The sequence below is a fragment of the Bacillus sp. MHSD_36 genome (genome assembly GCF_030757775.1).
In the GTDB taxonomy this organism is placed as follows: Bacteria; Bacillota; Bacilli; order Bacillales; family Bacillaceae_G; genus Bacillus_A.
Window position 1 is genome coordinate 48,736 of the sequence record NZ_JAVBIS010000010.1, and the last position, 24,896, is coordinate 73,631.

General features: G+C 35.6%; 23 protein-coding genes, 1 pseudogene and 3 riboswitches. Of the genes and pseudogenes, 9 read left to right on the forward strand and 15 right to left on the reverse strand.

Going from position 1 to position 24,896, the window contains the following annotated elements:
- The first annotated feature begins 134 nt into the window (after nt 1-134).
- From proC to Q9B79_RS24350, 4 genes are all read left to right on the forward strand, one after another.
- Nucleotides 135-938, forward strand: coding sequence for a pyrroline-5-carboxylate reductase (proC, locus tag Q9B79_RS24335; protein WP_306188338.1), 804 nt, complete (start codon nt 135-137; stop codon nt 936-938).
- A 1-nt stretch (nt 939) separates the two neighbouring features.
- Nucleotides 940-1,773, forward strand: coding sequence for an aldo/keto reductase (locus Q9B79_RS24340; RefSeq protein WP_306188339.1), 834 nt, complete (start codon nt 940-942; stop codon nt 1,771-1,773).
- A 152-nt stretch (nt 1,774-1,925) separates the two neighbouring features.
- Nucleotides 1,926-2,030: riboswitch (SAM riboswitch) on the forward strand.
- 132 nt (nt 2,031-2,162) lie between these two features.
- Nucleotides 2,163-3,803, forward strand: a complete 1,641-nt coding sequence (locus tag Q9B79_RS24345; RefSeq protein WP_306188340.1) for a peptide ABC transporter substrate-binding protein — start codon at nt 2,163-2,165, stop codon at nt 3,801-3,803.
- Between the two features lie 405 nt (nt 3,804-4,208).
- On the forward strand, nt 4,209-5,849 hold the full coding sequence (locus tag Q9B79_RS24350; RefSeq protein ID WP_306188342.1) for a peptide ABC transporter substrate-binding protein: 1,641 nt from the start codon (nt 4,209-4,211) through the stop codon (nt 5,847-5,849).
- 44 nt (nt 5,850-5,893) lie between these two features.
- On the opposite strand, the gene Q9B79_RS24355 is transcribed toward Q9B79_RS24350, so the two are convergent.
- From Q9B79_RS24355 to Q9B79_RS24370, 4 genes are all read right to left on the reverse strand, one after another.
- Nucleotides 5,894-7,033, reverse strand: coding sequence for a YhgE/Pip domain-containing protein (locus Q9B79_RS24355; protein WP_306188343.1), 1,140 nt, complete (start codon nt 7,031-7,033; stop codon nt 5,894-5,896).
- 58 nt (nt 7,034-7,091) lie between these two features.
- The gene (locus Q9B79_RS24360) at nt 7,092-7,673 is read right to left on the reverse strand and encodes a TetR/AcrR family transcriptional regulator (protein ID WP_306188345.1); all 582 of its coding nucleotides are present in this window, start codon (nt 7,671-7,673) and stop codon (nt 7,092-7,094) included.
- A gap of 65 nt (nt 7,674-7,738) precedes the next feature.
- A complete protein-coding gene (locus Q9B79_RS24365; RefSeq protein WP_306188347.1) occupies nt 7,739-7,930 on the reverse strand; it encodes a hypothetical protein in 192 nt (63 codons plus the stop codon).
- A 12-nt stretch (nt 7,931-7,942) separates the two neighbouring features.
- A complete protein-coding gene (locus Q9B79_RS24370; protein ID WP_306188349.1) occupies nt 7,943-8,842 on the reverse strand; it encodes a helix-turn-helix transcriptional regulator in 900 nt (299 codons plus the stop codon).
- Nucleotides 8,843-9,014: 172 nt separating this feature from the next.
- Between Q9B79_RS24370 and Q9B79_RS24375 the strand changes: the two genes are divergently transcribed.
- A complete protein-coding gene (locus Q9B79_RS24375) occupies nt 9,015-9,482 on the forward strand; it encodes a YusW family protein (RefSeq protein WP_306188350.1) in 468 nt (155 codons plus the stop codon).
- A 16-nt stretch (nt 9,483-9,498) separates the two neighbouring features.
- Here Q9B79_RS24375 and Q9B79_RS24380 read toward each other — a convergent pair whose 3' ends face one another.
- From Q9B79_RS24380 to Q9B79_RS24400, 5 genes are read right to left on the reverse strand one after another with little or no spacing between them, the layout of a single operon-like run.
- Entirely contained in the window at nt 9,499-11,109 is a 1,611-nt protein-coding gene (locus Q9B79_RS24380) for a peptide ABC transporter substrate-binding protein (protein WP_306188351.1), read from the reverse strand.
- A 13-nt stretch (nt 11,110-11,122) separates the two neighbouring features.
- Nucleotides 11,123-11,896 carry an ABC transporter ATP-binding protein gene (locus Q9B79_RS24385; protein ID WP_306188352.1) on the reverse strand — a complete coding sequence of 258 codons (774 nt, stop codon included), beginning with the start codon at nt 11,894-11,896 and terminating at the stop codon, nt 11,123-11,125.
- Complete coding sequence (locus Q9B79_RS24390; RefSeq protein WP_306188354.1) at nt 11,893-12,903, reverse strand: ABC transporter ATP-binding protein; 1,011 nt, start codon at nt 12,901-12,903, stop codon at nt 11,893-11,895. The genes Q9B79_RS24385 and Q9B79_RS24390 overlap by 4 nt, the downstream gene beginning before the upstream one ends.
- Nucleotides 12,860-13,864, reverse strand: a complete 1,005-nt coding sequence (locus Q9B79_RS24395) for an ABC transporter permease (protein WP_306188356.1) — start codon at nt 13,862-13,864, stop codon at nt 12,860-12,862. The genes Q9B79_RS24390 and Q9B79_RS24395 overlap by 44 nt, the downstream gene beginning before the upstream one ends.
- A gap of 17 nt (nt 13,865-13,881) precedes the next feature.
- Entirely contained in the window at nt 13,882-14,799 is a 918-nt protein-coding gene (locus tag Q9B79_RS24400) for an ABC transporter permease (RefSeq protein WP_306188357.1), read from the reverse strand.
- 134 nt (nt 14,800-14,933) lie between these two features.
- A riboswitch (SAM riboswitch) is annotated at nt 14,934-15,039 on the reverse strand.
- A gap of 169 nt (nt 15,040-15,208) precedes the next feature.
- Between Q9B79_RS24400 and Q9B79_RS24405 the strand changes: the two are divergent.
- A pseudogene (locus Q9B79_RS24405) lies at nt 15,209-15,431 on the forward strand (DUF3951 domain-containing protein).
- A 16-nt stretch (nt 15,432-15,447) separates the two neighbouring features.
- Here Q9B79_RS24405 and Q9B79_RS24410 read toward each other — a convergent pair.
- On the reverse strand, nt 15,448-15,951 hold the full coding sequence (locus tag Q9B79_RS24410) for a hypothetical protein (protein WP_306188359.1): 504 nt from the start codon (nt 15,949-15,951) through the stop codon (nt 15,448-15,450).
- A gap of 274 nt (nt 15,952-16,225) precedes the next feature.
- Here Q9B79_RS24410 and Q9B79_RS24415 point away from each other — a divergent pair, with 274 nt between their 5' ends.
- Nucleotides 16,226-16,672: a hypothetical protein gene (locus Q9B79_RS24415; RefSeq protein ID WP_306188361.1), complete on the forward strand. Its 447-nt coding sequence runs from the start codon at nt 16,226-16,228 to the stop codon at nt 16,670-16,672.
- Nucleotides 16,673-16,705: 33 nt separating this feature from the next.
- Here Q9B79_RS24415 and Q9B79_RS24420 read toward each other — a convergent pair whose 3' ends face one another.
- The 5 genes from Q9B79_RS24420 to Q9B79_RS24440 form a co-directional block, all read right to left on the reverse strand.
- The gene (locus Q9B79_RS24420; protein WP_306188363.1) at nt 16,706-17,956 is read right to left on the reverse strand and encodes a multidrug effflux MFS transporter; all 1,251 of its coding nucleotides are present in this window, start codon (nt 17,954-17,956) and stop codon (nt 16,706-16,708) included.
- Nucleotides 17,957-18,083: 127 nt separating this feature from the next.
- Complete coding sequence (locus tag Q9B79_RS24425; RefSeq protein ID WP_306188407.1) at nt 18,084-19,805, reverse strand: DUF3981 domain-containing protein; 1,722 nt, start codon at nt 19,803-19,805, stop codon at nt 18,084-18,086.
- Between the two features lie 78 nt (nt 19,806-19,883).
- Nucleotides 19,884-20,417 (reverse strand): MFS transporter, encoded by a 534-nt coding sequence (locus Q9B79_RS24430; RefSeq protein ID WP_306188365.1) that lies wholly within the window; start codon nt 20,415-20,417, stop codon nt 19,884-19,886.
- Nucleotides 20,414-21,850 (reverse strand): FAD-binding oxidoreductase, encoded by a 1,437-nt coding sequence (locus Q9B79_RS24435; RefSeq protein WP_306188367.1) that lies wholly within the window; start codon nt 21,848-21,850, stop codon nt 20,414-20,416. The genes Q9B79_RS24430 and Q9B79_RS24435 overlap by 4 nt, the downstream gene beginning before the upstream one ends.
- Before the next feature lie 117 nt (nt 21,851-21,967).
- Nucleotides 21,968-22,732, reverse strand: coding sequence for a DUF6612 family protein (locus Q9B79_RS24440; protein WP_306188369.1), 765 nt, complete (start codon nt 22,730-22,732; stop codon nt 21,968-21,970).
- Nucleotides 22,733-22,889: 157 nt separating this feature from the next.
- On the opposite strand from Q9B79_RS24440, the gene Q9B79_RS24445 reads away from it, so the two are divergent.
- Both Q9B79_RS24445 and Q9B79_RS24450 read left to right on the forward strand, forming a co-directional pair.
- Nucleotides 22,890-23,798 (forward strand): NAD(P)-dependent alcohol dehydrogenase, encoded by a 909-nt coding sequence (locus tag Q9B79_RS24445; RefSeq protein ID WP_306188371.1) that lies wholly within the window; start codon nt 22,890-22,892, stop codon nt 23,796-23,798.
- Nucleotides 23,799-23,878: 80 nt separating this feature from the next.
- Nucleotides 23,879-23,993: riboswitch (SAM riboswitch) on the forward strand.
- An 85-nt stretch (nt 23,994-24,078) separates the two neighbouring features.
- Nucleotides 24,079-24,891: a MetQ/NlpA family ABC transporter substrate-binding protein gene (locus tag Q9B79_RS24450; protein WP_306188373.1), complete on the forward strand. Its 813-nt coding sequence runs from the start codon at nt 24,079-24,081 to the stop codon at nt 24,889-24,891.
- Nucleotides 24,892-24,896 lie beyond the last annotated feature (5 nt).

Consider the following 24,896-nt stretch of genomic DNA (forward strand, 5'->3'; position numbering starts at 1 on the left):
AGCCCTTACATTTACCATGAATTCCCTGATTTTCATTATCCATTCCACTTACAGGAAGTCTTTTCTTTTTACAAAATTCTCTTAAAAATGGTATCGTTTTTATAATATACCTCCACTAGAAAGGAATAGAGGATATGCTAACTAAACATCGAATTTTATTTATTGGTGCTGGTCGTATGGCAGAAGCTATATTTTCCGGATTACTTAAAACAAGCAAAGAATACATCGAAGAAATTATTATTTCTAACCGAAGCAACGTAAAAAAGCTAAAGCAATTACAAGGGCAATATAATGTGTCTACTACAACGGATTGGAAGCAGCATATTACATCTGTTGATACGATTGTTTTAGCAATGCCGCCTTCTGCACATGAAGAATTATTAGCAGAATTATCTCCATTACTATCGAATCAACTTGTCGTAACGGTAGCTGCTGGCATTGGTCCATCTTATTTAGAAGAAAGACTTCCTCAGGGGACACCTGTTGCTTGGATTATGCCAAATACAGCTGCTGAAATCGGAAAGTCTATCTCCTTATATACAATGGGACAATCAGTAACCGAGATGCATCAGGAAACCTTGCAACTACTTTTAAGAGGCATTGGTACTTCGCAACTTTGCACTGAAGAGGAAGTTCATCAGCTTACTGCCGTTACTGGAAGTGCACCAGCTTTCCTTTATTACTTTGCTGAAAGCTTAATTGAAGCAACAAAAAGTTATGGGGTCGATGAAGCCACTGCCAAACACCTTGTCATTCAAATGATTTCTGGCTCTGCTTCTATGCTTGAACAAATACAAGACCCAGCTAACCTCCGCGAACAAGTAACAACACCAGGTGGTTCCACAGCTGAAGGTCTCAAAGCTTTATATGAATATAATTTTTCAGAGGCAATTCAAAAAGCAGTAGAAGCAACAAACAAAAAAGCTAGGGGGAACTAATATGAGTTTAACAAGTTTAAAAGACTATACAACATTACATAACGGTGTAAAAATGCCTTGGTTTGGTTTAGGTGTTTTTAAAGTAGAAGATGGTTCAGAAGTAATTGAGTCTGTAAAAGCAGCAATTAAAAATGGCTACCGCAGCATTGATACTGCCGCAATTTATCAAAATGAAGAAGGCGTTGGCCAAGCAATCCGTGAATCAGGTGTTTCACGTGAAGAATTATTTATTACATCAAAAGTATGGAATAGCGATCAAGGATATGAAACAACACTTCAAGCATTTGAAACTACATTAGAAAAATTAGGCCTAGAGTATTTAGATTTATATTTAGTACATTGGCCTGTAAAAGGGAAATATACTGAATCATGGAAAGCGTTAGAAAAACTTTATAAAGACGGCCGTGTTCGTGCAATTGGCGTGAGTAATTTCCACATTCACCACTTACAAGACGTATTTGAAATTGCTGAAATTAAGCCAATGGTCAACCAAGTGGAATATCACCCACGTTTAGCACAAGAAGAGCTGCATGCTTTCTGTAAAGAACATAACATCCAACTTGAAGCTTGGTCACCATTAATGCAAGGCCAACTGCTAGACAACCCAACATTACAAGACATTGCAACAAAACATAATAAATCAACTGCACAAATTATTTTACGCTGGGATTTACAAAATGAAGTTGTAACAATCCCTAAATCTATTAAAGAACATCGCATTATTGAAAATGCAAATATATTTGATTTTGAATTAAGCGCTGATGACATGAAAGCAATTCAAGCTCTAAATGAGGATCGTCGCGTTGGTCCAGATCCAGATAACTTTAACTTCTAATAGAAAAACCACTGCATACAGCAGTGGTTTTTCCGTTTAATAAAACTGAAAATTTAAACTATACACCATCCGGTTGACACTTTATTATCAAAGGTGTAAGATTTTGAATTATCAAAGAAACACAAAAATTAATAAAGTTTATTCGTTTACTCATTGTATCAAGAGAGGTGGAGGGACTGGCCCTTTGAAACCTCGGCAACAGGTTCATTTTGAATACTGTGCCACTTCCTGCAAGCTTTATGCTTGAAAGATAGAATGAGGGACTTCGTTTATATACGGGTGCATAACTTGTACGTAAAAATCCCTCTTTCTCAATATGAAAAGAGGGATTTTTTATTTTTCATTTCCCTCATCATCATCCAAACTTAATTATTTAGGAGGAAAATCAAATGAAAAAGAAGTTTGTACCCGGTATTGCATCAGTTGTAGGAGTAAGTATTTTATTAACTGGTTGCGGTAGTTATAAAAACGAAGCAAGTGGAGCAAATGCAAAAGACGAGGCGCCTAGTAAACAGGTTTTAAACTTATCTTCACCTACTGAGATACGAACAATGGATACAGCTCGTGCTACAGATACTGATTCTGGTCAAGTAATGAGAAACGTATTTGAAGGTTTGTATAATCTTGGTGAAGGTAACAACCCTGTCCCTGGTGTTGCAAAATCTCATGAAGTAAGTGGTGATAAAACGAAATACACATTCCACCTGCGAGATTCAAAATGGTCAAATGGCACTCCCGTTACAGCGAAAGATTTTGTCTTCGCTTGGCAAAGAGCTGTAGATCCAGCAACAGCCTCTGAATATGCATTTCTATTCTTTGATATTAAAAATGCAACAAAAATTAACAACAAAGAACTTCCAGCCGATCAACTTGGTGTAAAAGCAATTGATGACCATACGTTTGAGGTAGAATTAGAACGCCCTGTTCCTTACTTTATTAGCTTAACAGCGTTCCCAACATTTCTACCAATTAACGAGGAATTCTTTAAAGCACAAGGTGATAAGTATGCCTTAGAAGACAATACAATCTTGTACAATGGAGCTTTTACACTAAGCGATTGGAAGCACGAACAAAGCTTTAAATTCAAGAAAAATCCTACCTATTGGGATAAAGATACTGTCAAACTAGAAGAAATCAACTTTAACATCGTAAAAGAAAAGTCTACAGAAGTAAATTTATTCGAGTCAAAACAATTAGACCGTATAAAACTAACATCTGACTTCGTTGATAAATATAAAAAGGATGCTAACTTTAAAGAACGTCCAAACGTAGGGGTACAGTTTTTACGTATGAATCAACAAAACAAAATACTCCAAAACGTTTCTGCACGCCAAGCAATCGATCAAACAATTGATCGAAAATCCTTTGTAAATACGTTATTAAATGACGGCTCTGCACCAACCTCTAGTCTCGTGCCGAAAAACTTTGCAAAAGGACCTGACGGAACAGACTTCCGTGCTGCAAATGGCGATTTAACAAAGGTTGATACAAAATCTGCACAAGAACTATGGAAAAAAGCTAAACAAGAGCTTGGGTCTGAAAAAATAACGTTAGAACTATTAACAAGTGACGGTGACCTTGAGAAGAAAACTGGTGAATTCTTAAAAGGACAACTAGAAAAGAATTTAGATGGCTTAACAGTGAAGATAAAGCCGCAACCACGTAAACAACAAGTTTCACTTTTATTAAAAGGTGACTATGAAATTGGAATTGACGGCTGGAGCCCTGACTTTGCTGATCCAATTACATTCCTTGAGCTATTTACAACGAATAACCCTTACAACTTAGATCATTACTCTAATAAGGAGTTCGATGAAACAATAGCAAAAGTAAAAACAACTTTAGCCGGTGATGAAAAAGCTCGTTGGGAGGCATTACTAGCATCCGAGAAAATATTATTTAAAGACTCTGTTATTGCTCCTCTTTACCAAAAGGGGGAATCTTATTTAGAACGTTCTTATGTGAAAGGAATTGTGCAAGTAGACTTTGCGGGTCAATTAAACTTCAAGTGGGCAAAAATTGAAAAATAAGGTGAAACTTTAATTAGCGAGGCTTTCTTCATCCCCACTGATTATTAGTTCACATCAATTGTTTTTTTAGTAAAACATATGAAAAGCAGGTTCTCCATCATGGGGAAACCTGCTTTTTTAATATATTATTCTAAGAAATTAACAATCTATTTTTATTATTGACATATAGTTCTTTCCAGTGTTAATATTCTAAATAATCAAAGAAACGAAATATTTAACCATCAAAATATAATGTCTTTTACGTTGGAATATATAACGATAGATTATAGTTCAACATGTATATACATATAGAACACCAGATTACCTATATGCACATATATAATAGGTTTTCTCTTCTTCTATAGCTACGCTTCAAGACATGGATATTATGACATTACGAACAACACATTTTGGGAGGAACGAACAATGAAGAAAAAAGTTGTACCTGTTGTTGCATCTGTTTTAGGGGCAAGTCTATTACTAACTGCTTGCGGAGGGAATAAAGATAACGCAAGCGGAGCGAAAGCAAATGATAAAGCACCTGATAAACAGGCAATTAACTTATCATTCGCTTCAGAAATTCCAACAATGGATGTTGCAAAAGCAACGGATGGGGAATCCATGAACGTAATGCGAAATGTTTTTGAAGGTTTATATGCGATGGGAGAAGATAATAAACCGATTCCTGGTGTTGCTGAGTCAGTTGACGTTAGTCCCGATAAGACAAAATATACATTCCACCTGCGTGATTCAAAATGGTCAAACGGTACTCCTGTTACAGCAAAAGACTTCGTCTTTGCTTGGCAACGTGCCGTAAATCCAGATACAGCAGCTGAATACGCATTCTTATTCTTTGATATACAGAATGCGAAACAAATAAACCAAAAACAATTGCCAATTGATCAACTAGGAGTCAAAGCTCTTGATGATAAAACGTTAGAAGTACAACTAGACCGTCCTGTTCCCTACTTCTTAAGTTTAACGACGTTCTCAACGTTCTTACCAATTAACGAAGATTACTTAAAATCTCAAGGCGATAAATATGGTTTAGAAACAAATCATTTAATTTACAACGGTGCTTTCACATTGGATAACTGGAAGCACGAGCAAGGCTTCCAATTGAAGAAGAACCCTAACTATTGGGATGCTAAAACCGTAAAATTAGAAGAAATCAACTTCAATGTCGTTAAAGATAAGTCTACAGAAGTTAACTTATATGATTCAGGACAAATTGATCGCGTTGCTTTAACTGCGGAGTTTGTTGATAAATATAAGAGCGATCCAAATTTCAAAGACCGCGCTGAAGTTGGCATTCAATTTTTACGACTCAATCAAAAAAATGAAACATTAAAAAATCAACATGCACGCCTTGCTATTAACGGTGCAATGAATAAAAAGGCATACGTAGAAACAATTTTAAATAACGGCGCTGTTCCAGCTGAAGGAATGATTCCTGCGAAATTTGCAAAAAGCCCTGAAGGCAACGACTTCCGTAAAGAAAATGGAAATCTAGTGAAAGATGATGTAAAAACAGCGAAAGAAAACTGGAAAAAAGCGAAGCAAGAACTTGGTACTGACAAAGTAACAATTGAACTCTTAACAAGTGATAACGCTTTAGCTAAAAAGACTGGTGAATATTTAAAAGGTGAACTAGAAAAGAACTTAGATGGATTAACAGTGAATTTAAAACCACAACCACGTAAACAACAGTTAAAACTACTATTAAGTGGTGACTATGAAATCGGTATTGATGGCTGGGGCCCTGACTTCGCTGACCCAATTACATTCTTAGATTTATTTACAACAGATAGTGCGTATAACTTCGATAAATACTCTAACAAAGAGTACGATGAGCTAATCCATAAAGTGAAAACAGATTTAGCTGGTGATGAAAAAGCTCGCTGGGAAGCAATGAAGCAAGCTGAAAAAATTCTATTACAAGACGGTGCTGTCGCTCCTTTATACCAACAAGGTCGTTCTTACTTACAACGCGGATTTATTAAAGGACTTGTAACAACTGACTTCGGTGGTGAGTTTAACTACAAGTGGACAGAAGTTGCAAAATAATAAGTGCTAATAAAAAGGTATCCAATTGAGGATACCTTTTTATTTTATGCTTCTTTAACTACAGAGCTTCTTCCCTTTACCATTCCTTTTATAGCTAAAGTCATCACTGCTACTGATTGTGTAACCAATACAATAACTAATAATGAAATAATACTTCTCTCTAAACTAACTCCTCCAAATATTATTGTATAATAGCCATTCGCTGCATATGTTGCGGGAAATAGTTCACCGATTGTTTGATATGTTTTAGAAAGCATCTCATGTGGGACAATTACACCGGAACTTACAAGTTGTAACGATAGTGAGATAATATTAAAAATCATACCTGCATTTCCAAACACAGCTAGAAACATTTGTGTTAATGAAAGAAATGCAAAGAAAACTATCGCTTGAAATATCCATACATTCCATACTGTTTCATGCATTTCAATTTGAAATCCTTTCATTAAACCAATTGTAATACATGCAAGTAAAATCGATGCTGTACCGTTTATAATTTGTCTTGATAAGAAATTACTCCAACCGTCCCTTACTTCCTTTGCAACTTTTGATAATTCCATACTCATTATCATTGCTCCTACAAATGAAGCTAATACGATCATTAGCGGTACCATATTCACTGAAAATCCTTTTGCATCATTTACTTTATGAACTGTAAAACCAATTGAATCTTCAGTTAACCCTTTTATCACTTCTACATTCTCAGGTCCTACAGCTTGTAGCTTTCCAACAATCGCTTGTTTCTTATAACTTGCTACCTCTTTATTTACATTATCTCGAATTTGTTTTGCAGCGCCTTCCATCATTTGCTTTGCCATCATGGCATTCGCTTGATTAATGTGGAAGTTTAAATTTGATTTTCCTGTTTCATTTATATCTTTTGAAAAAGAAGCAGGAATTTCAATGATCATATCGTACACATGGTTATTCATTTCTTTGTTTGCTTTTTCCACAGACCGTTCTGCTTTCACTTGAAATGGTAAATTTCTCTGTAATCCTTCCGCTATTTTACTACCTATATTTACATCTTCATTCACAATAGCGATACGCATTTGATCAGCTCTTTCATTCACTCCATCATACGCCGTTAACCACACGCAAAAGAAAATAAGTTGGAATGATAACGCTACGACCATTCCTACATACGTACCTGGTCTTTTTAAAAACTGTTTTAAATTATCCATCTTTCCGCTCTCCCACTTAGCAAGCAAGTGCTTACTTGCATTTTATTTCAAATAAATACTAGGGTCTCAAAGCCCTAGCATATAAAACTATATTATTCTCGATAAATTTCTCATCATCGATTTCCATAAGTCGGTTTTCAAAACGCAATTTAGATAGAAAGTAACCAAAATTAATCCATATAAAATTCATTACTTGCGCTTCAATGTTTGTATGAATAACCTTTTCCTGCTCCTGCATCTTAGCAAAATAAATTATTAATTCCTCTTTTAATCCTTTTGGAATTTTGGAGATTTCCTCATCTAATTCAGGAAATTCTCTTGCCTCACGTATACCGATAGCAATAATATCTTTTATACTATCTAAAAATTTATGATAATGCCTTGCTAAGTTTTTTAAATCTGTTTCTAATTCCCATACAATCTCTGTTTGCAAAAACTGTTTTAAATGCGGTACATACGAAAATTCCGCAACAGCCGCTTCAATAACACCCTTCTTACTTTTAAAATTGCGGAATATCGTTACTTCATTAACACCAGCACGCATTGCAATTTCTTTCGTTGTCGCTGCTGTATATCCTTTTTCTTTCACTAATTCAATTGCCGCTTGAATAATTTTTTCTGCTGTCTTTGAGCGCGCCATAAAACCCTCTCTTCCTCATGCAAGTGATCACTTACATATAGATTATATAACTTTTCTAATAATTGTCAATAATCCTCTTTTCCTTCTTTTTGCATTGAACCAAAACTCATCATAAATATAAACACAAACATCAAATATGTTCTCCATGTCAAAGAAGGTATATGTCCTGACCACAGATAGCTAATGAAATAATTAATTCCCATAATACAAGACGATATTACTAAACTCATACTTATTAGTTTTGCATATTTGAGCATATCTTTTTCTCCTTACTTCTCTATCTCTTCAAATTGCAGATTTACTGGCTCTTCTAGTAGTGTTTCATAAAAATTTTCAGCCAAATCTGTTGAAGGAATTTTTTCATCCACTTCATCAAATCGAATACTATCTAGCCACACACAACCTTCTCCTGATAATAAAACACCAAATGCAATACCAAGCGCTCCTTCTTTTATATCCAATACAACCGAGTATGATTGCCAGTTATTCGTATTTTTAATTGGGCGATTTTGCATGTTATCCATAGCGAGTGGTTCTGTATCTTTTCCGTCTACTCGCATCCACAATCCTGCCCAATCTCTTACGTTCTCACTCTTAACAAATGCTGTTAAACGTAATCTTTTACCCATATATTTATCCGCCCGGAACATTTGCATTAATGTTGAAAATCCTCCGTGTGTAACATTCTCTTTTGCTTTTATGTATGCAGATACTTTTCCTTGATGAGCAACTTCATAATCTAAACCCATCTCATACTCAGCAGGATGACTTCCACTTAAGATCCATCCTTTCGGTATACCTTTTTGCATTGAAACACCCTCTCTTTCTATATAAAATGACTGAAAGTACTTTCGGTATTTCTTCGGTGGCAATTGAAACATTCTTTTAAAAGCTCTCGTAAATGCCTCTTGTGAGGAGAAGCCGTATTGTACTGCAATATCAATAACCGCACTCTCTGTTGACACTAAGGCTTGCGCAGCATGAGTTAATCTTCTCTTTCGAATATAATCCGTTACACTCATCCCAATATACCTTTGAAAAATACGATGAAAATGGTACATCGATACTGCACTGTGAGAGGCCACTCTTTCTGTTGTAAGCTCCTCATGCAAGTGATTTTCTATATATTCAATTGCTTTTTTGATCATCTCTTTATATTCTTCATGCATTTCAGCACCTCCTCACAACCTTAATTTACCATATACATACAAATTATTTTTGATTTAAATTGCGGATTATCCCTAGTAGCTACAGGATAATAATTTATTTTCAACATATACATAATTACATGATTTTAGGAAAAACTTGTATAGAACGAATTTACATAAGGAGGAATTTATAATGAGAATTTTACTATCAGCTTTATTAGCGCTTATGCTAGTACCTGTATTAACAGGATGTAAAGCTCCTGCAAAAGAAGACACGACTTCTAATAAGAAGACTACAGAAGAGGCAAAGAATGAAGCTCCCGCTGATTTAAAACTAAACTTCAATGAATTTGATTTAAAGGCAGACTACCAAGATACAAAGAAAGACTACGAGGCTGATTATAAAAATGTAGCAGCTGATAAGAAAATGGAAGCAAAAATTGAAGATCATAAAGCAGATGTAAAATTAACAGGAGACGAGGCTATCACAAAATTAAGCCCACTTCTACAAGAATTAAAATTTGATAAAGATACTGCTGACCAAGAAGTAATCGATCAAGTAGTGAACGTGTTCAAGCTTGATAAAGACTACCAAAAGTTCGATTTAGAAGTTGTCTTCTCTGATGGAACGAAAAAAGAATATAAAAGAGAAATAAAATAAAGAAGTAGGCGGTTGCCTACTTCTTTATTTTTGCATATCTTAAATCTGGTTTAGATCCAACATAATATTGAAGTCCAGATACCGTTTGTTTTTGTAAATAGGAATCCGACGGGAATATAATTGGAATTAATGGTGAATCTGTAAACATAATATCTTCCGCTTTATGCAATAACTCAAAACGCTTATCTTCATTTTGTTCAACTTCCGCTTCCTTCACTAAAGCATCAAATTCTTTATTATGCCATTTTGCATAATTGTTTGGACCATCACCTGCATATAAATCTAGTTTAGTAATTGGGTCTAATAGAGAACCGCCCCATCCCATATAAGCTAATTGGAAATCACTTTGCTTATATGTGTCGATGTAACTCTTCCACTCTTTATTTTCTAATTTAATATCTATGCCAAGATTTTTCTTAAACATTTCTTGCATTGCTTCTGCTACTTTTTTATGTTGTGTATCTGTAGTGAATTTTAATGTTACTTCAGGTAATGTAGACCAGCCTTGTTCTTTCATGCCTTCTTCTAATAATTTTTTCGCTTCTGCTGAATCAAATTTAACGTAACCACCTTTTTCTTTACGGAAATCACGCCCACTTTGTGTTTTTGCTCCTTCTGGAACGAATGCATTTGCTTCTTGTGCATTGTTTTTATACAGTTTTTCAACAATAAACTTACGATCAACTGCTAATGAGAATGCTTTACGGACTTTCGCATTTGTGAACGGCTCTTTTTCTACGTTAAACGAATAAATATAAGATGAAAATCCTGCAACACGTTTATATTCTTTATTTCCTTTTTCTTTCTCAATCATTTCTTGCGGTAAACTACTTAGTAAATCTAATTCTTTTGATTTGTATAATTGGTACGCTGTTTTAGAATCTGGAATAATACGAAACTCAATTTCTTTTAATGTTACCTTTTTATCATAGTATTCTTTATTTTTTTGTACTGTAATAGCCTGATTATGCTTCCATTCTTTTAATGTGAATGGTCCGTTCGTAATTAACTCTTTTGGATCTGTTTTTAATTTATTATTATCATCAATTGATTTTTTAGATAACGGAATGAATAATGAGCTTGCCAATTTTTGTTTAATAGAAGACACAGGATGCTCAAGTGTTACCTTTAACGTTTGAGGATCAATGACTTGAATACCAACTTGTCCTTCTTCACCTTTTCCAGTATTATATGCCTCTGCACCTTTAATGAAATACATTTCTGTCGCATTCATAGAACCCGTTTTCGGATTTAATAATCGCTTCCATGCAAATTCAAAATCATTTGCTGTAATAGCAGAACCATCTGACCATTTAATATCTTTTTTTAAATGAATTGTATACTCAGTTCCATCAGCATTTACTTCTTCTTTCTCTGCTAATTCATTTTGATATTTCCCATCACTATCTTGCGTATATAAGCTTGAGAATAAATGTCCAATTACATAACCTGAAGTACTATCTGTCGCAATAGCGGAATCAAGTGTATATGGATCACTACCAATATTCGTTACTAATCGATCTCCCTCTCCCTTACCAGCACTCGCCTTTTGCGTCTCTTTCTTACCGCAAGCGACAGAAGTAATTGCTAAAACAGTCATAATGACAAACAGTAAAAACTTCTTCATCCTACATTCTCCTTTAACCTGAAATTTTTGGTGTTGATGCCAATAGTGTTTTTGTATAAGAATGTTGTGGATTACGGAAGACTTCGTCCGTATTTCCAAATTCAACAAGTTCTCCTTTGTATAGAACAGCCACTTTTTCGCATAAATAGTGAACCATTGGTAAATCGTGCGCGATGAATAAATATGTATAACCTTGTTCTTTTTGAATTTTTTGCAGCAGATGTACAATTTGAATTTGCAATGAAACATCTAATGCAGAGATTGGTTCATCAAGAATTAATACTTCTGGCTCACATAATAACGCCCTTGCAATAGCGATACGTTGACGTTGTCCTCCGCTAAATTCGTGCGGATAACGATCAATATATCGTCTATCTAGTCCAACACGTTCTAGAGCATCACCTGCGACTTTATCTTTCAATCTTTTATCGCCTAAACCGAATGAAATATAGCCTTCTGTTACGCTATCGCGTACTTTCCAGCGCGGATTTAATGCAGCTGTTGAATCTTGAAAAATGAACTGTACTTTCTGCAAGAAATCTCGCTTATGAGCTGACTTCAACTTGTGAACAACTTGACCGTTATAACCAACTTCACCAGACGTTGGACTCTCAATCCCAGCTATGAGCTTACCAAGTGTTGTTTTTCCTGAACCACTTTCTCCAATAATGCCAAGTGTTGTTCCTTTCGGGATAGAAAGTGATATTTCTTTTAGCGCTGCAATTTCTTTCTTTTTACTTCCATACGTTTTCGTTACTTGCTTTACAGTAATTAAATCTGTCGTCATGAGGCATTCACCTTCTCTTTTGATTTCGCTTGGTTATGCTCTAGAACATGTTGCCAACAATGTGAACTGTGTTCCGCGGAATATGTTGTTCTCTCTGGGAAACGGTGAATGCATTCTTGTATTGCTACTGGACATCTATTTACAAATGGGCACCCAAAGCTATTCAATGTTTCAATTGATGGTGTCGTTCCCTCAATTGCTCTAAGTACCTTTTCAGAATCGTCCATATTCGGAATAGCTTGCAATAAACTTTTCGTATACGGGTGCTTCGGTGAACCTATTACTTCTTGTATCGTTCCTTTTTCAACAACACGTCCCCCGTACATCACAACTACTCGATCTGCTACTTCACGTACAAGTGCTAAATCATGTGTAATTAATAAAATACTCGTGTTTTGTTTTTCTTTTCTCGCTTTGAGCAATCCCATAATTTGCTTTTGAATCGTTACATCTAATGCAGTTGTAGGCTCATCTGCAATAACTAGCTTTGGATGACAAGCAAATGCAATCGCTAAACAAATACGTTGCCTCATTCCTCCACTTAATTGATGTGGGTACTGTTCAAAGCGTTTCTCTGCTTCATGTATTCCTAAATCATTTAATAAATTTATTGCAATTTCTTTTGCCTCTTTTTTCGATTTCTTTTCGTGGTGCAAAATTACTTCTGTAATTTGTCTTCCCACCTTCATCGTCGGATTTAAAGAGGACAGAGGGTCTTGGAAAATAAACGAAATATCTTTTCCACGAATTTGATTCCACTCTGATTCTTGTAAATTCGTTAATCCTTGAGATTGGAACAAGATACTTCCATCGTCGATATGAATAGATTCTTGATTTAGTCCGATAATAGATTGTGCTGTAACACTTTTCCCTGAACCACTTTCTCCTACAAGTGCAACAATTTCACCTTCGTTAATAGAAAAGGAAACATGTTTCACAATTGCTTGCTTACTATTCTCTTTTTCAACGGCTAACGTTACGTTTTCTAAAGATAAAAGCTGTCCCATGTTTTTTCTCCTTTCGATTCCGTTTTATGATTTTTGGATCAATTGCATCTTGCAAGCCATCACCCATTGCATTAAATGCGAACATAATGAGTGCAATCATGATTGCTGGGAAGAATAGCTGCCACCATTCCCCACTCAATAATGTCCCGAGTGCATCGTTCGTCATCGTTCCCCAGCTAGCCGCTGGTGATTGCACTCCGAGTCCAATAAAGCTTAAAAATGATTCTGAGAAAATAGCTGCCGGAATTGTAAATGATAAATTTACGATAATAATCCCTGTTAGGTTTGGAATTAAATGTCCATATATAATTTTCATATGCGATGTACCTAATCGCTCCGCTGCAATAACAAATTCCCTTTGTTTTAAAGATAAGACTTGCGCCCTAACGAGGCGTGCCATACCAATCCAACCAGTTAATGCAAGAGCGATTATAATTGTAAAAAGCCCTGGTTTCATCACGATCAATAGTAAAATAACAATTAATAAATATGGGATACCATATAACACTTCAATACCTCTTATAATCCATTCATCTATTAACGTTCCAAGACGATTACGCCCTCTTACATATCCACTAAAACCTCCAATCAGTACACCAAGCCCTATGTCTAGCGCTGCTGCTACCAATCCAACTGTTAGTGAGATTTTCCCACCGGCCCAAGTACGCGCCCATATGTCTCTTCCTAAATCATCGGTTCCGAACCAATGCTCACTACTAGGTGGTAAATTAGTTGCTTCTTTCACTTGTTCACTCGCAGTAAATGACGTTAAACTTTCGCCAATTAATGAGAAAATAATAATGAGTAATAACGTCACTGCCCCTAGAATTGCTATAGGGTTTGATATGAACTTGCGAAACACTTCCTTCTTTCGGCTAATCGTTTGCTGTTCTTTATTTATCGTTAATTCTTTTTTCTCTTCACTCGTTAATAACTGTTTATTAATTTCATAAGCTCCCATTTAAATATCCCCCCTCCTTACGTAATAGAACGAACACGCGGATCAACAATACGATGAATAATATCTGTAATAAAAATACATGCAATTAATAGCGCACTATAGAAAATGGTTGTTCCCATAATGACCGGATAATCTCGGTTAAAAATACTATCTACAAAATATTTTCCGAGACCAGGAATTGAAAAGATTTTCTCGATAACGAAAGTCCCTGTTAAAAGCCCAGCCATTAACGGTCCAACAAATGTAAGTACTGGCACAATTGCATTTCGAAGAGCATGTCTTATAATGATCTTCTTAATTGGTATACCTTTCGCTCTCGCTAGCTTAATATAATCACTCTGCAATACTTCAATCATATTAGAGCGAACAAACCTTGTAATTACTGCGATTGGTCCTAACGCTAATGCGAAGGATGGCAATACCGTATGTTCGAATGTGCCCCAAGACGCTACTGGTAAAAGTTCAAATTGAATAGCAAATACTTGTATAAATAGTGGTGCTAAAATAAAACTCGGAATAGAAATACCGAGAATCGCAAGTAAGCTCACACTATAATCAATTACTTTCCCGTGATATAGAGCTGCAAATGTACCTGCGGCAATTCCAACTGCTAATGAAATAATAAGTGCTTGTAAACCAATAATCGCTGATGGACCAAATCCTGTCGTTATAATTTCTGATACACCTTGTCCCGTCGATTGAACCGATTCACCAAAGTCAAAATGAACTACACCATCTAAATAAGCGACATATTGATTCCATAACGGTTCATCGAGGTGATACTTCGCCCTCATATTTTGTATTACTTCCTCTGGAAAGATTTTCGCATCTGATGAAAATGGATCCCCAGGAATGATATGCATAATCAAAAATGTTACTGTCGTAATCACCCATAGCGTAAACACCATAACCGATAGTTTTTTAATAACATACACTTCAATAACCCCCTAAACAAATGAATTTACTTTGTTTTATTTACATATTTATTCCCATTACTTCTTTGCTTCTTAAAATACAAAAAGCCTTGATCTTAAAAAATAAGATCAAGGCTTAATAAACGAAGGCCCATCACTTATCTTTCAAGACTTGCTTGCTGGAATTAGCACGGTGTTCCTACTACAGAACCCGCTGCTGAGGTGTCATAGGGCCAGTCCCTCTACCTCTCTGGATAAGTAAATTGCTATATTATTATTTGGTTCAAATTGTATATTTCGAATTATAATTCTGAAAAAATGAAAAGTCAATCAAATTGGATATATTTAGAAAAATCAGTTTTCGATGTCATTTATCGAAATTACAGTTTTCACTTATAAGAAAAAGAAATACTGTTAAAGAAGTTATAAGATGCCCCCCTTACTTCTAGCTACCATAGGATTACCCTTAACAATCATTATTCTTGTCATCATCGACTTCTACAAACCCTTCATCCAAAAGAAAAGTATCCTCTCTTTTTTATACCCCATTCGATAATATTACCGGGCAAACTATTTCCGAATTTCACGAAGAACAGAAGATATTAGTATCAGAGGATGGAGATGGAGACGAAGATGGCAAGAAGAAAAAATAACCTTGCACAGGCAAGGTTATTTTTTCATTTCTGCTTGAAAACGTTTATAGTATGTCGATGCTGTTGCAAAGTTAATTTCTATATCACGAATCAATGACGAGTCTTCTTCTTTAGCTAACTTCTGTAATTTTTTCATCGCTTGTTCCGATTCATTCAAGAAACCAACATATACCTCATGCTCTTGCTCTTTCGACTTCGGAACACGAATTTCTTTTCGTATATGATCAATATCTTCTAACATGCTCGTTGTTACCTTTTGCACATCTTCTTTATATGTAGCAGTCGTTATTTCCTTACCGCCCTTTTCTTTTGCTACTTCAAATAACTGTAACGCGTTATTAATTTCCTTATTCATTTTCATATCGTATTTTTCATGTACTGCACGGTATTCTTTCATCTCTTCTGTTTGCTCAGTAGATTGCTCTACCTTTTCTTTCGGTTCTTTCGTATCTTTATTTCCATTACATCCCGCTAGAAGGATCATACTTCCCATTACAGCAATACCCAAAACCTTCTTCATCTCTTCTTCTCCTTTTATCTACAACTACTACTCATTATAGTTTCTTTTATCTCCACTTGTTATTATACCGAGAACATCCTACTTTTTACACTTAAGACGACATCGTAACATATATACCAACATGTTTGTCACAGTATCGTCACTTTATACAAATAACTTTTGCACTGCTTTACTACATCACCTTACAAAACTGTAAGCACACATAAAGAACAAACCATGCTAGACTTACATATGCATAACGCAAACATATGTAAGTTTTTAAGGAGAATCATCTATGTACAATACAATGTCTTTTATGGGAGAAGATATTCGTGTCCTTATTCGCGAAAAATCACTTCATATCGAAAATACAGAGAGCCTTCGCCGCGTATTAAAAAAGAAACATGCTCCATTTAAGTTAGCTCAATATTTAAAACAACAACATACAAATCAATTTCATAACGTGCTAAATATATCAGATAAATCATTAACAATCGAAATCATCGGTCATGTCTACATTGGAAACTTCGCAGATATCTTAAAAGAAATCCCACGTATACCGAAAATTGCTCCTATTATCGTTAAAAAAGCATATAAAATTACCGACCATACCGATATTATCGACTGTGGGGAAAAAGAAGTCGATAGTAATCGCTGGGTGTGGGATAAACTTGCTGTTTTATATGATACGATCATGAATAATATGTATGAGGTATTTCAAAGAAATGAAAAAAAGAACTGATTCAAATATTCCCTTTGAATCAGTTCTTTTTTGTTAAGCCTCTAAATTTTGTCTTTGTTGCAGTTCAAACTGCTTTTCACTTCTTCTGGCCATAAACAAATAACATAACACAGCACCAATTTCACAAATAGCTATTACAACCCCCATCGGTAATGCGGTGTTGCTTCCGCCAATACCTACTAACGGTGCAACAAGTGCTCCTGAAATAAATTGTAATAAACCTAATAGAGCTGATGCTGTTCCTGCGGCTTGTTTCTGATTTCTCATCGCTAACGAGAACCCAGTTGTTGATACAACCCCGACACTTGATACGACAAGGAATAACGAGCATAAAACACCAATTAAACCTATTCCTAGTAAGATTGTCAGTAGTAAAGATAAACCACCAACAGCTGCAATAATGATACCAGAGACAAATAATGTCTTCTCATTCACTTTCCCTGCTAAACGACCCGTTACCTGACTAGCAATAATAATACCAATACCGTTAATCGCAAAGAATAAACTAAATTGCTGTGGTGATGCTCCGTATATGTTCTGCAAGACAAATGGTGAGCCCGAAATGTATGCAAACATTGCCGCCGTTACTAGCCCTTGAGACAATGCATATCCCATAAACAGACGATCCTTTAATAGTTTTCCGTACGTCGCCAACGTCCCTGACAATCCACCTGTTTCTCTCTCTTCAAGAGGTAATGTTTCACGTAATACGAAAGTAGCTGATATTAACATGAATACACTAATTGCCCCAAGAACGATGAAGACGCCGCGCCATGTTGTAAACTGTAGCAATTGCCCTCCAATAATCGGTGCCAAAATAGGCGCTGCTCCGTTTACTAACATAAGCAGCGAGAAAAACTTCGTCATTTCAGAACCTGAATACATGTCACGTACCATTGCACGTGATATAACAATCCCAGCCGATCCTGAAGCTCCTTGTAAGAAGCGTAATAACACTAAAGTCCAAATAGATGGCGCAATAGCACAAAGTAAAGAAGAAGCAACATAAATAATAAGAGCAATAATAAGAGGTTTGCGCCTTCCGTAAATATCACTAATTGAGCCGACAAATAATTGCCCTACTGAAAGCCCAAGTAAACAAGCTGTCAATGTAAGCTGCGCCAGGGATGCACCTGTTTGTAAATCATCCGTTAATTTCGGTAACGAAGGCAAATACATATCGATAGATAACGGCCCAATTGCCGTAAGTGTCCCTAGTACAAGAATCATCCATAACCTATTTGTCTTTACAGGTTTATATATTTCTTGATTAACTCCATTCACTTTTTCTGTTCACCCTTTCCTATACACACTAAATCGTAACAATTATAGTTACAACATAAACATACGTCAAGTATAGCGCATTTTCCTGTTTTATACTGTAAAAAAAAGCGATAAAATTTCTATCGCTTTACTTTTTCAAATTGCTATTTGCAAATTTAGATACGGAAGACATCGCCTCTCCTGTATCTAAATATGTGATTTGAATTGGATCTCCCACTTCTGTAAACATAGCATATGGGAATTTCTTCACAGGTATCATAAATACTTTTTGTTCATTTTCTAATAGTACGTACACAATTGTATTTTCACCTGATTTTTCTTTATATACACGTTGTACAACGCCTTCTTTTTGTGCCTCTTTACCATTTGAAGTTGGTCTAAATGAATCTCCACTTCCGCTCAGCGCATTTTTATAATTCTCAAGCGCTTCTTTTTGCGTCGAACCTGTTGCAAATATTTTCGCATTAGAAGCATAGATAACTGTATGAGCACGTACTAATCCTCCGTCATCAATAACAGGTACAATCCAAGAAGGTTTACCGTACACATTATAAATAACCGGCATCGTTCCATGCCATTTCTCTCTCTTAAAGGAATTATCCACTACTTCCGAAGCAGCTGAACCATCCATAATTCCCTTCACTTCTTTTCCGTTATAGTAATACAACTTACCTGTACGCGCATCAATAAGCGAGTAACCTAACGCAGAATCTACTCCTTCTTTCGGGGAGGTGAAATCAGTAAAGTAATATAACGTTCCATCTTTACCGAAGATTGGTGTAACGCCTTCTTTTGTTCCCCACTCAGTCGGGATTTTCATATCAGTTTGCGAGAATTTTGTATTCCAAAATCCGTGAATATATTTACCGAAATACGTATTTAATGTAGATGCAGTCTCGTGATTTAATACGCCATCAACGAATTTAGGTGCCTTTCCTTTGTCGTATCTTTTCACTTCACCTGTTTGTGCGTCTACTACTACAACGCCCTCTACTTCAAATCCAGATCTTCCTGAAATAAATTCACCATACGTCATTGTATAATACGGTTTCCCTTTATCATCCACTTCAAATTTAGGTTTCCCTTTAAAGATTAGATTTGGTTCTGCCTGCCTTACCACACGCTCTAAGTTATTCCCGAAAAACATGCTTGGCACGTATTTCATTTTATAACCGAGGTGCAGTTTTGCTTCTGCATCTGGATTCGTACCTGACATTGTTACGTACCCTGGAATTGTCTCCGCTTTACGAGCTTTAAAAAAGCCTGAAACTTCAATCGGTGCTACGTATAAAGCCTCACCATTTACCATTTGTGGCGTTAATTCTCCTAGCTCAAAATAAGCTACTTTCGGAATATCCCCAAATACTTTTTTCATCTTATTCTCCGCTGTCTTTGGCGGCACTGTAAACGGCTGATCATTTTCAGTAAATGGCTCTGAAATATCTTTCTCTACCTTTACAACAGAATCATATTTCTTTTGCGAGATTACTATATCGTGCAAATAACCAAAATAGCCGTAACTTGCGAGTAAAACAAACATGAGAAGTCCTTTTAACGTACCTTCTAATTTCCCTATTTGATCTTGTGAAAATAAAACAAGCCCAATTAAAATTGCTACTGCAACAGAATAATGAGTAAGAATTGAATCTGCTCGGTCATCAATCAGCCAAAAATATTCATAGATTGCAATACCTATCCAAAATAAAACTGGAATAACTAAAATGGATGATTTCTTACCCTTTACAACCTTCTCATCGCCTTTCTTATCCACTGCTCGAAGCTTACTACCGCTTCTTCTCGTCCATGGAATCAAAAACAAAGTGAGAATAGCTAAAATTAAAAATTTCATCAAAGGCAATGTCCCCTTTTCTTTTGTCTTCCCTTTTAGTATAACAAATAAAGGGTATTTAGGTAAAAATGGGAATGGCTATATTTTTTTACTACTTAATACAACTCCGCTTACTACATATAAGATAGATGCAATATAAAAAATCGTACCAATCGTAAAGAAATCTACTAAATATCCCGTTGCAATAATTGCTACTGCTCCTCCAATTGATGTCCAAACATGATATTTTCCAATCTCATAACCAGCATTTTCTTGCACAACCTTTCGCGCTAACGATGTCTTCTCCGTATTACGTTGCACAGCCCCTAAAATACCCATTAAAATTTGAAGAATATATACATGCCATACTTCTGCTGCAATGGGGAAACAAAGCATTAACACAGCCATAGACCAGGCGTATATAATTAATAACTTTCTGTCACCCACTCTATCAGAGATTCTTCCAACTAACGGATATACTAGAGCTGAAGTTAAGGCAAATAAGCCATACGCCCAGCCAAACTGCGAGAAGCTATTTCCAACATTCCGAAGCAATAGAATGTAAAAAGGAAATACCATACTTCCCGCCATCATAATGATACTTTGTGACGCCACAAACCTTTTATATGTCATTTCGTATACTCCCTATAAAATAAATTCACAAATCTCTCTTTTGGATCCGCTTCTTTTTTCTTCTGAAGAAATTCTTCTATACGAGGATATGCTCTCTTTAACTGCTCTTTCGTTGGATAAGAATAATACGGTAAATAATAACTACCGTTATGCTTTAACGTCACATCAATCATCTTCTGAATAACATTCTCTGTTTTCTTTATCTCATGTTCAGAACGCCCTTGATTAATTAAAAAAACCAGTGCAAACATATCATCTTTCGCATAGGATAAAACTGCATTTTCATTCTTTTCCACGTAACGAATCGTAATATTGAGCAAATTAAACTCTTCCTCATTTAATACGTTACGTAAATCATCTATGTATTTTGTGAAAGAATCTACGGGCACAAAGTATTCTTGTAACACCTCTGTCCTATTCGGATTTTCATATTCCATAAAAGTACTATCTGACCTCATAACATTATTTCGCGTTTCGTACTTACCATTTGTACGTTCAAAATAACTTCTTTGTATATCCCAAAATGTATCTTTTCCCCAATCACTATAGCGTGATAAACCGAGTAAAAACTTTGGCGCAGCTATAATATTTTCTTCTTTTAATTTACTGTACTCTCTCAACTTCTGCTGATCTTTCGCTAACACATAATCTGTCACATACATCTCTTTTAAAAATGAGTTTGGAGCAACAGAAATACGTGCTAAATGCATACGTATATTCTCATCTCTTCGCACTTTATCCTTAAAATATGAAGAGTATTCTTTATAATCTAGTACCTTCGTATGCGTTTCATACAATTCATCGTTTGTTAACTTTAACGTCACATCTAAAATAACACCAAATAACCCGTATCCCCCAATTACATACGGAAACAAATCAGCATTTTCTTCTCTACTTACATTACGCACTGTACCATCTGCCATTAACAATCTAAATGACTCTACTGTATCAATCAATGCTTCATGACGAATATCACGACCATGTACATTTACACTTAATGAACCACCAACCGTAAAAATATTTTGAGACTGCATCACTTGAACCGCCAGACCATACGGATTTACTTTCTTCTGAATATCATTCCACGTGACGCCACTTTGAACTGTAATTCGCTTCTTCTCTGGATTAAATTCTAGTATTTTATTATATCCCTTCATATCAAGCATCGTACCATGCGGATAATACGTCTGCCCGCCTTGGCTATGTTGCATACCAGCAATCGAAATTTTCTCTCCAGAAACATTTGCATCTTGCACTAATTTTATTAACGAGTGCTCATCAGTAGCACTTTCAACACGTTTTATTTTTGTCGGAAGCAATTTACCTACATCACTCATAATAGGATGATCAAGTTGTTCTTTATATGTATGTATAGACGTTGCAAGCAACACTGTATAAGCTACAACAACCACCGCTATCTTTCTTTTTCTCAAACGACACTCTCCTCTTCTACAATTTCCCCTCTTCATATTGTACCTATTTTCCTAGAAAGAAAGCATAAATAAAAAGAGAGAGTCCACTCACTTCAGGACCCTCCCTTATCAAGACCATTACTTTGCTGCCGGCAATTGTATCGGATCAAATTTATCATACGATGTAAACTTTGCATCCGTAATAATGTGCGCTTTATCTTCACCATTACTACTCATAACCATATCTATTTTTGCTGATTCATATTTAAAGTCTTTTGTAATAATATATTCCCCATCTATTTCTTCTATCTTTGCATTTTGTCCTTGTAGCATTTGTTTCTGCTTTTCATCCATGCTAGCTAACATACTCTCTGTCTCTTGCCCTTTTAATGCAAACGTAAGTTTATACTTATCTCCACTTTTCTCCATCTTCACTTTATTTAAAATTTCTGATGGAACCTCTAAATTATCTACCATTCCTTGAGTCGCGTTCATTCCGTTAGCATTTAATTGTTCCTCTGGTACAGACATAACTTCACCAGTATTAGGATTTTTCACCTGACCAGCAACTTTGCCACCCACATCATAAACGATCACCTCTGTACCAGAAACATTCATTTCAGAACGAGAATTCTTTTTCTTCGGCTCTAGCTGCATTTTAGCCTTCACTATATTCATCTCTGTTCCTTCAGCCTTTATTCCCACATCATATGTCATCGTTACATTTTCTTCGTTTTTAAAAGCTTCATTCGCTTTATTAAAAACATCCTTCGCTGTTAATTCTTTTTCTTTCTGTACAGCTTCTTGTTTCGGTTCATCAGTCTTTTTTGTTTTCTCATTGCTACACCCTACCCCTAGACTGACTGCAATCACTAAACTTGAAATTAAAATATTTTTTTTCATAACGTCGCCTCCTTCCCGAAAATAATATCATTTCTTTCCCTATGAAATCCATATAATTCTTAATATTTCTCTTTAAATATATTCACTATATAACGACATGTTTGAGAAAGAGTTTAAATATGATGTAAATAACAATAACTAAATTCAGGAGGTCATTATGAAGGCGATCATTTGCACAAAGTATGGACCACCTAACGTTCTTCAGCTTCAAAATATAGAGAAACCTACTCCTAAAAAGAACGAAGTATTAATTAAAATTCACGCAACAAGTGTATCAACTGGAGATTGTAGGATACGCGGTTTTAATAGTCCCCTCTTATTTTGGATTCCTATGCGGATTATATTAGGTTTTAGAAAACCGAGAAACCCTATACTTGGTGTAGAATTATCTGGAGAAATTGAGGAAATCGGATTAGATGTAACCCAATTTAAAAAAGGAGATCAAGTTTTTGCATTAACAGAACTAAATCTTGGTGGTTATGCCGAATACACATGCGTGCATGAAAGTGGATTAATAACATTAAAACCTACCAATGTGACGTATAAAGAAGCGGCAGTCATTCCTTTTGGTGGAACTTCAGCGTTACATTTTCTGAGAAAGGGCCGGATAAAAAAAGGGCAACAAGTTCTTATATATGGTGCCTCTGGATCAGTAGGAACAGCTGCTGTACAACTTGCTAAATATTTCGGTGCGACCGTTATAGCTGTTTGTAGTAATTCAAATTTTGAACTCGTTCAATCTTTAGGAGCTGATAAAATAATTGATTATACGAAAGAAGATTTTACTAAGCGGCGCGAGCGCTACGATATTATATTTGATGCAGTTGGGAAGTATAAAAAATCCCTTTGTACAAATACATTAACACCCAATGGAAAATATGTATCTGTTAATGGAATGATGGCAAAGGTAAGTAAAGAGGATATGATTCTACTAAAAGAACTAACTGAAACAGAACATTTAAAACCTGTTATTGATAGAACCTACCGATTAGAAGAAATTGCTGAAGCTCATATGTATGTAGAAAAGGGACATAAAAAAGGTAACGTTTCGATTACCTTAAAATAAAATATATTCAGAAAATAACGTTGACAATTCTTTTTGTAAGATTTACTATTAGTACCATATTAAAAAATTACATACACAAACTCTTATCAAGAGTGGCGGAGGGACTGGCCCAATGATGCCCGGCAACCGAGCTTATAACGTATAAGCTAAGGTGCTAATTCCTGCAAAACGAGTTTTCGTTTTGGAAGATAAGAGAGGAACCCATTTTGTCTATTCGGCACCTCTCTTATTTTTGAGAGGTGCTTTTTATTTTGGAACGTATACGAAGGGGGAATTATAAATGAAGAAAGTATTATTAAGCATTGTAAGTGGGACAGTCTTATTATTAGGCGCATGTAGCGCGAGTTCAGATAAAGAAGTAAAAGCACTAGATGAGAAAAAGATCACGGTCGGCGTAACTGGTGGACCGCATGAACAAATTTTTGAAAAGGTAAAAGAAGTGGCCGCGAAAGACGGACTCGAAATCGATGTGAAAGTATTTAATGATTATGTAGCACCAAACGTATCTTTGGATGAAAAAAGCCTTGATGTAAATAGCTATCAAACAAAATCATATTTAGACACATTTAAATCTGAACGTAATATGAAATTAACAGAAGTATTTTCAACAGTAACATTCCCTATGGGCATATATTCTAAAGGCATAAAAGATGTAAAAGACTTAAAAGATGGCGATGCGATCGCTGTACCAAATGATCCAACGAATGAACTTCGAGCTTTAAAACTGTTTGAAAAAGCAGGAGTGTTAAAAGTGGATCCCAAAGCTACAGAAAAAGCGACTGCGAAAGATGTAATTGAAAACCCCAAAAATTTAAAGATTGTTGAATTAGAGGCATCTCAATTACCAACTCAGCTAAGTGAAGTAAAAGCAGCTGCAATTAATACAAACTTTGCATTAGGTGCAAAATTAAGCCCTGCGAAAGATTCTATCTTCCGCGAAGGAAAAGATTCACCATATGTGAACTGGGTCGTTGCTCGTACTGAAAATAAAGATGATGCTGTTATAAATAAATTAAAGAAAGCTTATCAATCTAAAGAAGTAAAAGAATTTATCGAGAAAAAATTTGATGGTTCTGCTTTACCATCTTGGTAGGAGCT